The following is a 14,265-nucleotide window of genomic DNA, read 5'->3' as shown; positions in this document are numbered from 1 at the left end:
AGCAATGACAGACGGTAGATCCGCCTGTCATTGTTCCTACTGATAACAGCATTACCACTGATAACTAACTGAGCCTATAATACTTCTAGGTTCGCCATAGAAGCAGTCATAGGTGCAGGACTCGATATAGGTTTTATCCGTAAGGTTGGTCGCATTCAGTGCATAGACCCAGGGACCGGTTTCATAACTCACGCGCGTATCGATAAGCGTAAATGCAGGTACTTCTCCCTCGATCCAGGTCGCCCGGGTGGGGCCTACGTAGCGAACTCCACCTCCTACCTTTAGTCCTGGTAGACCGAAATCGCCAAAGCGATAGTCGCCCCATAAAGAGAACTGATTATAGGGTGTATTAGCCGCTCTCTTACCCTCTTGGGCTGGTGTGACGGGGCTGCTTTTCGTTGTACGCGCATCAGTGTAGGCGTAGGCTGCGACAAGATTGGCGTTGGGGCCTATAGCCGTCTTCGCTTCCAATTCGACCCCACGTGAACGCACTTCTCCTATCTGTGTCTGAAAGCTGGTGTCTACCGGATCGGTGACACTGACGTTTTCCTGTGTTAGCTCATAAGCGGTGGCGGTGAGCATGGTATCCCACCCTTCTGGCTGGTAGCGAACGCCCAGTTCATATTGCTCTCCTCGCGTGGGATCAAACCGGTTGCCATTACGGTCAGTGCCACTGGTGGGTTCAAACGACTGGCTATAGCTGAGAAAAGGCGCCAAACCGTTATCGGCAAGATAGACACCCCCGACACGCCCGGTAAAGGCATTGTTCGTACTGCGGGTCCACTCGGTGGGGCCGAAATAGGGTGAAGTCTCAGTCTCAGTCCAGTCCTGACGCCCTCCCAGCAAGAGAACCCATTTATCGGCGATTTTCATCTGGTTTTGAGCATACAAGCCAACCTGCTCGCTGCGTTGCTTGGATGACCATGCAAAAGGCACCGGTTCGCCGAAATCTCCACTGCCGTAAACAGGATCAAAGAGGTCAAGCGGTGGCGCTGTGCGGTTGTAGCGCTCGGTTTCGTGGCGTTGTCGTATGTAGTCTATTCCGATCAAGCTGGTGTTGGTGGTATTACCAGCCTCCCAGTCGTATTGCAAGGAGGTATCTGAGGTCAAGCCCGATGACGCATCGCGTCGATCTTGAGCGATCCTTGTATAGGTTCGCTGGTCGCTACTCTGTCCCATATTTATAGAATCGTAAGTCCGGTCGGCTTGGAATGTCCGCAGGCTATGGCGGAGGTGGAGGCTGTTAGAGAGATCGTGCTCAAACAAGTAGCCGATCGAGTAGCGCTCGTTATCATACTCATCATAACCGGGCTCTCCAGTAAATCGCTCGCGGGGAATTTGACCATTCTGGTTAGGAAGAATAGTGCCGTTGGTGGGTAGGCCATAAACATAGGCCGTTTGATCGCGCTGATACTCGCTCAGCAGAGTGAGCGAGGTGCTCTCGTTTGGTTGCCATTTCAATGCTGGGGCAATATAGGTGCGATCGTCCGGCACATGGTCGATAAACGTATCGCTATCCCGGTGTAGCATAGTTAGGCGGTATGACCAAACACCATCCTCATCCAGAGCATCGGAGAAATCAGCAGAGATCTGGCGACGATCAAAACTGCCCGCCTCAATATTTACCTCGCGCAGGGGCTCTCTGGTAGGGCGTTTACTCACAGCATTGAGCATACCACCAGGAGAGGCCACGCCATAAAGAATAGAGGATGGGCCCTTTAAGACTTCCAGTCGTTCCAGACCATAAAGCTCCTGTTGACCATCATAAAGATTCGCTTGGTATTTACTGCCGTCACGATAAGATCTATCAACGGTGAATCCGCGGATTCTGAGTGATTCCGTGGTACGGTCAGCCCCTTCCTGCCTTGATACGCCGGGAGTATAGGCTAAGGCCTCATTGAAGTTACGAGCTCCATAGTTTTTAAACTCTTCACTGCTCACTACCGAGATAGATTGTGGGGTCTCGATGATCGGTGTATCGGTCTTGGTGCCGGTCGCACTTCGGGCGGCGGCGATACCCTGCACTGGCCCGTAGGCCGTCTCCTGCATCCAATTGGCTTCTACTCTTACCAGCGGCAAGTCAACATCCGCAGGCTGCTCTACCAACCGAAAACTACCATCGGCTTCCTTAACCAAAGACAAACCACTCCCGCTGAGCAGTGCCCTTAACCCACCTTCGACATTGTAATCACCGGATAGCCCACGGGTTTGCTTACCCTGGGTTAGGCTGGCATCAAAGTAGATGACCACGCCGGAATCGGCGGCGAAGCGGCTGAGGGCATTACCCAGGTCACCGGCGGGCACTTCAAAATGCTGCGCACTTTGCTCGGCTCGTTGCTGAAGCTGTTGTTGAGACTGTTGCTGGGCGTGGGCGGTCAGTGGCAGCAGAGCGCTGGGTAGTGATAGCGTTGTACACAGCACTGCACCACCAATCGCTTGGGCGAGCCGTGTTTTTTTAAACCTCGTGTTGTGCATGGGTTCCCCTCTGGTTAGCAACAAAAAAATGCCTCTTTAACCAGTAGGTCGAACGGGAAACCAAAAGGTACCGTCATTGGCGAAAATTATTTTTTTCATCCACCGTCACCCAATAACGCGTACGGAAATTGACCGATACTGGGAAGGATTTACTCAGCGCATGCAGTGCCTGGTCGGTATCATCTACCCTAAAAGCGCCAGTAATACGGTAATGGGCCACACTGGGGGCGCAGCGTAAAACACCCGTGCGGTAGCGGCCCAGTTCGGCAAGAAATGCATCCAGACGCATGTTTTGCACCACCAACATCTGGCGCGTCCAGGCGTCCTCGGTGGGTGACAGGCTTGTTGCTGGGGAAGCCGTGTCGGCGGTAAAGGTTAGCTGCTGGCCGGCAAAGCACTGGTTTTGAGACCCCGTGCGAGTGGTCACTGCCACGCTGTGCTCGAACACCGCAACTTGGGTTTCCCCTTCCAGCATCCGCACCGAGAACCGAGTACCCTGGGCACGCACCCTGCCCTGCGGCGTTTGCACAATAAAAGGTCTCGGGCTTTCGGCACTATCACTGGCGGTGGTCACCATGATTTCGCCTTCGCGCAATATCACCAAGCGCTCGTTGGCGTTAAAGTGGATATCCACGGCTGAGGCGGTGTTGAGTATCAGGGTGGTGCCATCGTCCAGCGTTAGCTGTTTGATCTCGCCAGTGGCGGTGTGGTGATCCGCCAGCCAAAGCTCAACCGGGGCGTGGCGATAGGCGGCTACGCCCAGAGTCCCCGTGCCAAGCATCAGTACCAAACCTCTCAGCACACTACGACGGCTCAGACTGAAGTGCTGCTCGGCACGCTCCAGTGTGTTTAGTGCCAGATGGCCCGGCACTCGACCAATCCGGGCCTGCAGTTGGTCTACCCGCTGCCAAGCCCATTGATGCATTGGGTCGCTACTTAGCCACTGCTGCAGAGCCTGCTCGTCGGCTGGCCCTGCTTCTTCCGAACACAGGCGCGCATACCATTGTGCAGCCGCTTGTAGCGCCTCCCGCCGAGACTGGTTCAGTTCATGAGGGGCTGTGGAAGCCAAAGATTACAGCTCCGTTTCCAGTGCATAGAGCAAACAGGACTCGGTGGCCTTGGCCATATATTTTTTGACCGAGCTGAGCGATACCCCCAGCTCCTGGGCAATATCCGCGTAGCGCATACCTTGTAACTGCGATAACAAGAAAGCACGCCGTACTTTGCTACCCAGGCCGCTGAGCATGGCATCCAGTTCGAGCAGGGTTTCCAGCATGATGGCCTGCTCTTCTGGCGAAATGGCAACCGGTTCCGGCTGATGGGCCAGACTCTCCCAATAAGCTTTTTCCAACGCATGACGGCGGAAATGATCAATCATAACCCGGTTGGCAATGGTCGCCAGAAAACTGCGTGGCTCGCGGATAGCCTCAACCTGGCGTTCGGCATCGCTGCGCCCCAGAATGCGCACAAAGGTATCCTGAGCAAAATCCGCCGCCTGCTGCGAACAGCCCAAACGACCACGCAGCCAGCCAAGCAGCCAGCGGTGATGGTCGGAATAGAGGGTATGTACCTGCTCGCGCAGTGGGTAATTCCCAGACGACATGGTTACCTTCTGGCCTCAACAACATGCAAATGATAATTATTGCCATCATATTGGGTGACCCAGGAGGATACAAGCCCTTGCCATCTATTTGTGAGCTTATGTATCTGGAAAGTTGTGCCAGATAGAGCCAATGGCTGGATGAGACTTTCACTTCGATCTGAAGGCTCGTTTCAGGTTCGTAATAACCGCGACGTGGGCTGTGAGGCAGCCAAAAAGGCCCAAAGCTTGTACAGCCAACAAGTGATAGCGTTCATCACAATATACGTATTAGCAGTAACAACCCCCGGCGGGAAAACAGGTGGCGTTAGGGTTCAGAGGGCGTTTCCAGTGCTTCAACTAGGGCTTCGGCGAAGCGGAGGGCTGAGGGGAGAGAGCCGAAATGGTTAAAGGTTGACGGCAGGAAGATAAAATCACCACGTTTTATCATGGGCAAATGTTGCCACATGCCACTTACGGCGAATTGTTCGCGACTGGGGCTGGTAGCGTAAGGACTTTCTAATATCACTAGACGAGCATTGATATCAGCTAAAGAGTCAATACTAACCATGGTGACTCCAAAGTAATTCCCGGAGTCTTCCCAGGCATTTAATAGTCCCAGTTGATCAAGAGAACCTTGAAATAGACTGTTATTACCAAACACCCGGGCATGTTTATGATCCATCAAGCGAACAACCAGTAGAGGCGATATTTGTTCGCTAGCTACCCTACTTCTCAATGTTTGGAAATCCGACTCGGTTTTCTGAATCATGATTTCCGCGAGATCCTTAGAACCAATGGCATCTCCCACCTCTCTTGTGAATAACATCATTCGTTGCCAGCTATTTGCTTCTATTTCTGAGCTATATGGAGTTAGTTTTTTCACCGTGGCAACACCTGACAGTCGAGGAACCATATGTATGAATTCTGGCGATGTCAGAACCAGTTCGGGTGAGACTTGATCAAGCAGTTCAAGATTGGGCTGTATAATGGTTCCGAGGTTAATGGCCTGTGGCGCCCCTTCTAGCGTGGAGTATGGGGTGTTCGGATCTATAACGGCCCTAGGCACTATGCCCATCGATAGCAATGTTTCAGTGACACGATAATCAAGAGAAGCAATGGAAGGAATGTCACTGGCGTTAATTGCTAAGCTAGGTGTCGAGAGTACCAGACATGCAATTGGGATCATCGTTACCATGCAGCGAAATAGCAGCATACGGACGATAGAGAAACAGAGCATAACAATCCTTGCTTGATCTTAGTAAATCAACTGAAGTCTTTATATTGCTGAAAGCAGCCTCTCTAAGCACACCAAGGTAGGTGAAGCTTGCTGTTACCACAGCAACATCTAAGAGTTATTAACAGCCTACTGTCCCATAGTGCCAATGGGACCGCGGCTTTAAACTAAAACTCCATCGTTGCAGATAAGATCACGCTTCTCGGCTCGCTTAGTCGAAGACGGCCGCCGCTACCTCCCACTGACTCCCAGTAGTCTTTATCTAACAGATTATTTATGTTAGCTCTCACTGTTATTGGGTGATCATCAAACTGATAACCTGCTCCAACATCCCAACGTGTCCACCCTGGTATCTCTCGAGTGTTACTGGCATCAATATATTGTGAGCTACTTTTGACAATGCGTGAATTTAGAGTCAATCCTGAAATAGGAGCATCCCACTCAACACTGACATTACCCAACCATCGTGAGATACCCGGCGCTTGGTTTCCGTCGTTAATTCCATCTTGCGTTTCAGTTAAAGTCGGCTGTAGATAAGCTATACCACCTAGCAGCTTTAAGGTTGATGTAGGTTGGCCAAAGATATTGATTTCGATGCCGCGGTTACGCTGCTCACCATCTTGAGTCGATATAAATTCTCCATCAGTGGAGCCTGGAAGAGTGATTGTGCTCGGCTGCCGAATTTCAAAGGCACTCACTGCCCCACCAAAATTACCAAGATCTAGCTTTATACCTGCTTCTAGTTGTTGAGTTTTGGATGGAGGGAATGTTTCTCCAGCATTTTCTGCTGTAGCTGGGGCAGTATAACCAAGATCAAGTCCCTCAATATAGTTACCATAGATGGAAATGCTATCAGAAGGTTTTACCGTTATTCCCACGGCAGGTGCTACAGCACTCTCATCATAAAGAGAGGTTCTATTCCCACTTTCAGTGTCAAAGTTCTCAATTCTGACATTCTGATGACGCGCTCCTAAAGTGACAAGCAGTTGATCGTCAAGAAGCCCAACTACGTTTGCTGCTGCTATGGATGTCAACTCTCTTTCATAGGATTTAGGGATATCGCGTAAAAGCTCAAATTGATCTGGATAATCAATCACACCAACGCTACGAAGTTCGGAAACTCTCACATTGTCGCTCTCGTAAAGGAACCCGCCCTCCTCTTTTATCTGTGAGAGATTAATATTCAAGTTGTGAGTGACGCTACCTGTCGTTAAAAGCCCCCGAATCCCAGCCATGGCGCTCCTTGTGTCAACATAGTCCGGGTAGTAGACAGGAAATGACGCCAGTGAGCCTGTAGCATCTAGCAGTGAGTGATTGGTTCTAAGGTTGTAGCGCGTATTGTTGCTTCCGCCAAAGCCAACATAGCCCTCCCAATTAGAGGAAAAATCATATTCACCTTGCACAGATGCGTATGAATCCTCATTCTCTATTTCTTCCCATGATTGCGCTGTTTGCTTTCTTGCATTGGGAGCCGTGGGGACTTCTACTCCTTGTTGAATCTGCAGCCCAGATCCAAATCCACTAGCAGCATCTACGCTGTCTTTCTGATAACCCATATCGGCTGAAAATCGATAATTATCACCTTGGTAATCAATACCAAGGGCAGCAACGCCTAGCGATGAAGATTGACCGTCAACCGCCGTATCCCCGTCTCTCAAGACACCATTAAAACGTATACCAAGTTGATTCGATTCTCCGAATCTGCGCCCAGTATCTATATGAGTACCCAGCTGCGAGTCACTGTGATAAACAGTAGAGATTTCCGTAAGAGGAGTATTGCTTGCACGCTTAGGCACAATATTTATTGCACCACCAACTTGGCCTCTAGGTGATACACCATTTAATAGAGTGCTGGGACCTTTGATTATCTCCACTCGCTCTACAGTTTCCATGGATATGGTGTTCAGTGGCATAACACCGTACATCCCGTTTAGGGATATATCACCATTTGAGAGAGTAAACCCTCGGATGTTAAAGGCATCGCCTCCAGAGTTTGTTCCTCTCCCACGTAAAGCTACCTGGACTGATGGATCATTATCAGCAATATCTGCCATGCTCCTAGCTTGTTGGCTTTTAATTAGTTCTGATGTGTAACTGGCTATATTAAAAGGGGCATCCATTATATCCATATTGCCTAGCAGCCCGAGACGCCCGCCTGTTGCTACTTGGCCACCAAAATAAGCAATGGGGAGAGAGTTTGGAGTCCTAGCGCCTGTGACCTCAACTAATGGCAGCGCCATATCAGCAGCCAGCTCTTCCAGCCGATAACTCCCATCCCCTTGCCGTACAGCCCTAAGGCTGGTTCCGCTAAGTAGCCGTTCCAGTCCATCATCAACACTATACTGGCCCTGCAGCCCAGGGCTTTCGCGCCCTTCCCCCAGCTCGCCAGCGCCGCTGATAAAAACACCAGCCTCGGCGGCAAAGCGGTTGAGCACAGTGCTGACCGGGCCAGCGGGGATAGCGTACTGGCGTGTTTGCTGCTGGGTGGTTTGCGCCATGGCGGGCAGTGCCAGCAATGGCGTGGCTAACAAACCGAAAGCAGCTAGATGAACCGCCAGTGCGAGTGCACGATGACGTCTTGGAAACAGACGAATAGCGGTAGATGCTGAAGGTAATACGGTGCATTGCTGTGGCATATCGGTTCCCCTTGCAGATGGTTTTTAGCTGCTTATATAGAGGAATCGAACCAGCGCAAGAAAAGGGAACCGGAAATCGTTTTTTATTTCTGCTTTTATTGAACGGCGGGCTCAGCCGCCTCAATCTTGATCCACCAGGGCATGACTTGGCGCACTCTCACCGGCAGCGTGGTCTCTACCATATGCAGGGTGCGCTCCAGATCGTTAAGTGGGAAAGCGCCTAGCAGCGTCAGGTTAGCCACTGCCGGGTCGACCTCAAGGCGGCCATGATGATGCTGGCTCAGCTCACTGACAAAGGTGGCCAGCGACATGCTTTCCGCCAACAATACACCATTGGCCCAGGCAGCCCGGCTGCCGTCAGCAGAAGTGAGTTCACTAATGCCGTTAGCGGAGTAGCTGGCCTGCTGCCCAGCGTCGACCACTTGGCGTTGGCTAGCATGGTCGGCATCACCGTGGGTATGGATAGCAACGGCACCGTCAAAGACTGCCAGCAGTTCGTCGGCTTGCCGTTGACGCACGCTAAAGCGGGTGCCCAAGGGGGTCAGCCGCGCACTACGGGTATCCACATAAAGCGGTCGTTCGGGGTCATCACCGGTAACCACCAGCACCTCTCCCGCCACCAGTTGCAGACGGCGACGCTGGTGATCGTAATCAACATCCAGGGCTGAGGCGCTGCTTAGCCATACCTGGGTGCCATCTTCCAGTTCAATACGGGTAATGTCGCCGGTGGCAGTACGATAATCGGCGCTCCAGTAAGCCACCCACTGAGGCAGTGGCGTCCACTGCCAGGAGAGCCCTGCCAATACTGCCGCTATCGCCAGGCTAGAGAACCCACTCAGTAGGTGCCACCGTCCCCGCCGTTGCTGTCGCGCAGAACGAATCACACTGCCTGCGGTTTGCCGCTCCGACTCATCCAAGTTAGCCGTGAAGCGTCGGCTAACGCCCTCCACCTGTTGCCAGGCCCAGTGGTGGGTATCACTGGCCTCCAACCACGCCTGCCAACGTTCGCGTTGGGCTGGAGAGAGCTCGTCCGCCTGCCATTCGGCAAACCATTCGGCGGCCTCGGCCAAGGCGCGGCGCTTGGTTGCGTCATCAGGGCGAGCGGCAGATGCCATATTAGAGGCTGGCCTCGAAACCGGCTTCGATCAGTGCACACTGCAACATGGCCTGGGCCATGTACTTTTTGACCATGCGCTCAGAAACTCCCAGCTCCTCAGCGATCTGCCGATAGGGCTTGCCATGGAGTTGCGACGCCAGAAAAGCAGTCGCCACCTTCTCGGGCAACCGCGCCAGCATATGGTCGATTTCACATAGTGTCTCGATAATAATCTGCTGGTGTTCGGCAGAAGGCAGGTGTACTTCAGCGCGGGCAGCCAACGCCTCTTGCCAGGCTCTTTCGATATCCAGGCGGCGCCAATAATCCACGCACAGCCCTTTAGCCATACGGCTGAGATAGGCTCTGGCACCGTCGAAACTATCCAGATGGCGCGGCGTTTGCAGTAAGCGCACAAAGGCGTCCTGAGCCAGGTCAGCCGCTGACTCACCACAGCCCAGCCGACGGCTCAGCAACTGCTGCAGCCAGGGTTGATGGTGGTAATACAGTTGTCCGAGTGAGTCCCGGCAGCCGGTATAGTATGCCGTGGTCTCAGCTAACCTATCGTTGCCCATTTACCCACTCACCCTCGCCACCGCATCGCGGCTGGCCGCTTCACGCTGCTCACCGGTGAGTTCAACTAGCTGCCCACCGCGCATTTCCAGTAGACGATCGGCCTGGTCGAAGTAGTGGTCATCATGGCTGATTACCACCAGCGTTTTGCCTAGTGCCCTAAGCTGGGGCAGTAGCTCACGGTAGAACACCCGCCGGAACTGAGGATCCTGGTCGGCAGCCCACTCATCCAGCAGCAACAAGTCACGCTGCTCCGCCACGGCCAGCAGCATCGCCAAGCGTTTGCGCTGCCCCTGGGAGAGATTGATGTTGGTTACCCGGTCACCCTCGAAGTCGAGCTTGCTATGCATGCCAAGGGCTGACAGCCACTCCTCTACCAGCATCGCATCGGGAGACTCTCCTTCCGGCCCCATCAAGCGGTCAAATAGATGTAGATCGGTATAAATAGCGGAGAAGTGCTGGCGATAGGTCGCCCAGTCCTCCTCCTGTAGCGGCCTGCCATCGACCCGAACACAGCCGCTTTGAGGCTGATAAAGCCCGGTCAACAGTCTCGCTAGGGTGGATTTTCCGCTACCGTTACCGCCGATCAGGAACACTACCTCGCCACGTCGCAGGGTCAGGTCGATAGGGCCAATGGCAAAGCCTGGCCGCGCCTCTTCAGCGGGGTAACGATAGCAGACCTGTTCCAGTGCTAGTACCTGCCAGTCGTGGCGCTGTGTGTCGCTATCAAAGGTATCGCGGTGTTCTGCTAGATCGAGCGCGCTGATTTTCTCGAACGCCACTCGGGCATTGATCAGGGGTGGAAAAGCGCCTATCGCCTGAATAAGTGGCGTACGAAGAAACAGCAGCGTGAGTGAGAAGGTAGTGGCCACCTGGGCCGACGCCCAGCCTAGGCCGTTGGCCAGGAAAAACACCACACCAATAGCACCCAGCATCATGATATTAAACCAGTTGACCGCGCTAAGATGGTAGGTATCGCCGCAAATAATATGGTGCCGGTACGCTTCAGCATTAGGGGTGTAAACATCACGATATAGCCACTCGGCTCGGTCGCGATTGAGCGCCAGCTCCTTGCGCCCCTCGATGACCGACTGGTAATCCGCGTAGAGACGGTCTTCAGAATCGCGCAGTTTGGCCATATGTCGATAAACCTTTGCTACCAGACGCACTCCCACCAAGATGGTAAAAATCACCCATAGCGCCGTTACGCCCAACATGGCAGGTGAAAGCCAACCGAGATAAGCAGTGATACCTACCGTCAACACTCCTCCCTGCACCAGCTCCGGTAAGCGTACAAAGGCAACAGTGATATAACGCACATCGGTAGAAAGGCTGGCCAGCAAGCGCGCACTGCCGATCTTCTCGACCTGCTCGATATTGGTATCCAAAATGCGTTTGATCAACTGCCCCCGCAGCCGATAGACAAAGTGGTGGCCCAAGGTGGTCAGCGCTAATTGTGAGGCCAGTGTGATCGCTAGCAACAACGCAATCAGGCCCAGAAATTCAGGCAAGATTCGCCAAGGATCGCTAAAGGTGCCCAGCATCCGCTCATTAATAAACGCGATGACTCCAATACCAAGGCCAGCACTTGCCAAGCTAAGCACTACCACCGCCACAAAGGGCCAGCGGTAATCACGCCATACAATCCTCAACAGCTCCATGAACAGGGCCTCCTGGCAGTTCGAAAAGTTAGGCGATATTTGAAAACTAGCGTTGGCGTTTGGCCGGCTTATTCTCGGGTTTCAGCGGGCAACCGCCACACAGCGGCTCATTGGGCAACCGATATTTAACACAACATAGCCGCCGCACCCTGGCCGGGGTTTCACCGCCCAGTTCAAGGTAGCGCACAGGTTGATAAAGCGGATTGCGACGCCCGTCAGGCAACGTCTTGGTGTCGAGATAATCGAGCAGCGGTTCACCAGCGCCAGTGAAGTTCGGGTGCCGCGAGCAGGTTTTACCTATGAATTCAACATAGTGCCCGAGGTTACTCCAGAACACCTTGACAGAAAGCCCAGAAACCGCTGAAAGCGCCTCAATGAGTGGCGCACAGTGATCATCAAACAGTGTGCTAAAGCGCTCATGGGATGCTTGAGAGACCAGTGGGACACCACCATGAGGCAGCCAGATACGCGCCGCCTGACCATTATCGCCAAGTGCCAGCCGAAGCTCATTCATACCTACCGGTAGCACATACCCCAGCAGCAAATTAGCTACCAGAGTAGGAATTGAGACACTACTGAAATGAAATTTCGACCAGATTGATGCAGCGGCTTTGCGGTCAGCACCTTCACCGTAGAAGCAGGCATAGCGCGCCAATTGTTCACTTAGGAAGTCTCGGTCAAGCAAAGCGGAGGCTACCAGTGTTGGCTCATTAGGCTGACCAAACACAGGTGCTTTTAAGTTATCCAGCGGCGGCTGACAGTAAAGTGCCAACAACGCCTCCGCTGGATCTGCTACCGCTGCAAGCCGATTGGGTTTGATCGCCAAGCTATTCATACAGGCTACTCATACAAGCTACTCCTAGTTACCTCACCGTTGCCTCATAGCCGCCGCAGCCCCCACATAAAGTAAGCGCCGCCAATCAGCGAGGCGACCAAGCCTGCGGGTATCTCATAGGGGAAGATAATCTGACGACCTACCCAATCTGCCAGTACCATCAGCAACATGCCGATAAGCGCTGCCCCCAGCAGATGCTGCCCCGCACGGGAGAAGCCCACTAAACGCGCCATATGCGGTGCTAACAAACCAATAAACGACAACGGCCCCACCACTAAAGTGGCACAAGCAGTGAGCAGCGCGACGAGCAGTAGTAACGCCAAACGGGCACGGTTGAGTGTTACCCCAAGCGCCTTAGCCGTCGGTGCGCCCAAGGGCAAGATATCCAACCAGCGAGTAAAGGGCAGTGTGACCAGCGCCAATACCGCAGCAATACCGCCGACGACAACGGCATTGGTGACATCCACGTAATAGGTAGAGCCTGCCAGCCAAGCGATCACCTGCTGACCACGGGGGTCGCCGCCTGCCAACATCACACTGCGCACCGCATCAAACAATGCACTGATCGCCACCCCGGTGAGCAGTAAGCGCTCGGGCATAAAACCGCTCTTGCGATTAATACCCACTAACACCACCAGTGTTGCGAAAGCGCCCAAGGTGCCTACACCGATCAGCATCGCGTTGGTCGGAGCAGGCAGTAGGAAAATCCCTAGAATCAACGCAATGGCGCAACCACCACTGATACCCAACACTTCAGGGCTGGCCATGGGGTTGGCGGAAAGGCGCTGAAGAATCGTGCCTGCAATCGCCAGCATTAAGCCGCTGGCCGCCGCTGCCATCACCCGCGGCAGGCGCCACTGCATCACATTCCAGTTATTGGGCGCTAACCAATACCAGCCATCAATACCTTGGCCGACTAGCAGCCCAAGCACCGTGGCTCCCAACAGCGCCAGGATTAAACCGGTCGCTAATCGGGAAGGGTTCGGGTGGCGATGGGCAAAAACCCCCGCTCCTTTAGGCGGCTTATCACCCTGCAGCTTTAAACGGGGAATTAGCCACATTAACAACGGCGCCCCCAGGGCGCCGGTAATCGCACCGGTGGGAATAAAGGCCGCCACCATGCCACCGAAATGCTGTAGCAACAGGTCAGTGGTAGCCAACAGCACCGCCCCCAGTAACGTCGACCAAAGTAACCGAGGCCCTAACTTGCGTGCCCCTGCCATACGCACAATATTGGGTGCCGCCAAACCAATAAAACCAATGATGCCCACCACGCTGACGATACTGCCGGTAATAAACACCGCCAGCCCCATGCCCGCAAAGCGTAAATAGGAAAGTGATACTCCCAAGCTCTTGGCGCTGGCATCGTCTAGTTCCAACACCGCCAAAGGACGCAGCAGGAACCATGCGGCCACGCAACTAATTGCCAGCCGTGGCCAGAGTATCGCAACACCATCCCAACCATTCTGCGCCAGCGAGCCCGCTCCCCAAATAAGCAACCCAGAGAGCGCCTCGTGGTTAAACAGCAGCAGCGCAGTGGAAAGCGCGCCCAAATACAGGTTAACCACTAGGCCCGCTAACACCACCACAATAGGTGCTAAACCGCGCCGCCAGGAGAGCAAAAAGACCAACCCCACCGCCAGCGCCCCACCCGCTAAGGCGACCCATTCCCGGCCCACTACCAATAGCCCAGGGGCCATAAGAGTGGCGGCCATTAACGCTAGGTTGGCGCCCGACGCCACACCCAGCGTAGTGGGCGATGCCAACGGATTACGCAGCACCTGTTGCATCAACACTCCCGCCAGCCCCAAACCACCACCGGCAAGCAAGGCGATCGAGAGGCGCGGCCACCAGGCGTAGTAGAGCAGTAGCTCGTTAACATCTTCGAATGAAGGTGCTACCAGCGCATGCAACCCCACGGCAAAGCCGCCCTGCCCCTCTAGTGCTATCCAAAACAGTACCACCAGCGGCAAACTAAGCAGCCAGCAGATCAATGCTGGGGAACTACCGCGTACTCTCCTACCCATAGGCACTGAACCTAACATGGCGATGTATCCTCTCTTGCCGCTAGGCAGCATATGTCAGCGAATAGCACACTAAGCAAAAGAGTCGTTCGTGAGGTGATTTTCAGAGGCATTGATTTCGCCTTCGTATTTTCTGAACGTTAAGGTTGAAT

10 protein-coding genes are annotated in these 14,265 nt (G+C 53.8%); all 10 read right to left on the bottom strand.

What is annotated here, in order from left to right; all coding sequences use genetic code 11:
- Positions 1–51 precede the first annotated feature (51 nt).
- Positions 52–2,475, bottom strand: coding sequence for a TonB-dependent siderophore receptor (locus tag CPA45_RS17935; protein ID WP_096653893.1), 2,424 nt, complete (start codon positions 2,473–2,475; stop codon positions 52–54).
- Between the two features lie 73 nt (positions 2,476–2,548).
- On the bottom strand, positions 2,549–3,544 hold the full coding sequence (locus CPA45_RS17930) for a FecR domain-containing protein (RefSeq protein ID WP_208858552.1): 996 nt from the start codon (positions 3,542–3,544) through the stop codon (positions 2,549–2,551).
- A gap of 3 nt (positions 3,545–3,547) precedes the next feature.
- Positions 3,548–4,078 (bottom strand): sigma-70 family RNA polymerase sigma factor, encoded by a 531-nt coding sequence (locus CPA45_RS17925; RefSeq protein ID WP_096653891.1) that lies wholly within the window; start codon positions 4,076–4,078, stop codon positions 3,548–3,550.
- A gap of 304 nt (positions 4,079–4,382) precedes the next feature.
- Positions 4,383–5,294, bottom strand: coding sequence for an ABC transporter substrate-binding protein (locus tag CPA45_RS17920; RefSeq protein WP_096653889.1), 912 nt, complete (start codon positions 5,292–5,294; stop codon positions 4,383–4,385).
- A gap of 164 nt (positions 5,295–5,458) precedes the next feature.
- On the bottom strand, positions 5,459–7,927 hold the full coding sequence (locus tag CPA45_RS17915; protein ID WP_096653887.1) for a TonB-dependent receptor: 2,469 nt from the start codon (positions 7,925–7,927) through the stop codon (positions 5,459–5,461).
- A gap of 95 nt (positions 7,928–8,022) precedes the next feature.
- Complete coding sequence (locus CPA45_RS17910) at positions 8,023–9,042, bottom strand: FecR domain-containing protein (protein ID WP_096653885.1); 1,020 nt, start codon at positions 9,040–9,042, stop codon at positions 8,023–8,025.
- Between the two features lies 1 nt (position 9,043).
- Complete coding sequence (locus CPA45_RS17905) at positions 9,044–9,595, bottom strand: sigma-70 family RNA polymerase sigma factor (RefSeq protein ID WP_096653883.1); 552 nt, start codon at positions 9,593–9,595, stop codon at positions 9,044–9,046.
- On the bottom strand, positions 9,596–11,254 hold the full coding sequence (locus tag CPA45_RS17900; RefSeq protein ID WP_096653881.1) for a multidrug ABC transporter permease/ATP-binding protein: 1,659 nt from the start codon (positions 11,252–11,254) through the stop codon (positions 9,596–9,598). It abuts the gene before it with no gap.
- A gap of 46 nt (positions 11,255–11,300) precedes the next feature.
- Positions 11,301–12,089 carry a siderophore-iron reductase FhuF gene (gene fhuF / locus CPA45_RS17895; protein WP_096653879.1) on the bottom strand — a complete coding sequence of 263 codons (789 nt, stop codon included), beginning with the start codon at positions 12,087–12,089 and terminating at the stop codon, positions 11,301–11,303.
- Positions 12,090–12,133: 44 nt separating this feature from the next.
- Positions 12,134–14,134 (bottom strand): Fe(3+)-hydroxamate ABC transporter permease FhuB, encoded by a 2,001-nt coding sequence (gene fhuB, locus CPA45_RS17890; RefSeq protein ID WP_096653877.1) that lies wholly within the window; start codon positions 14,132–14,134, stop codon positions 12,134–12,136.
- Positions 14,135–14,265 lie beyond the last annotated feature (131 nt).

The sequence above is a fragment of the Vreelandella nigrificans genome (assembly GCF_002374315.1).
In the GTDB taxonomy this organism is placed as follows: domain Bacteria; phylum Pseudomonadota; class Gammaproteobacteria; order Pseudomonadales; family Halomonadaceae; genus Vreelandella; species Vreelandella nigrificans.
This window is presented reverse-complemented; position numbering and strand designations above follow the sequence as displayed.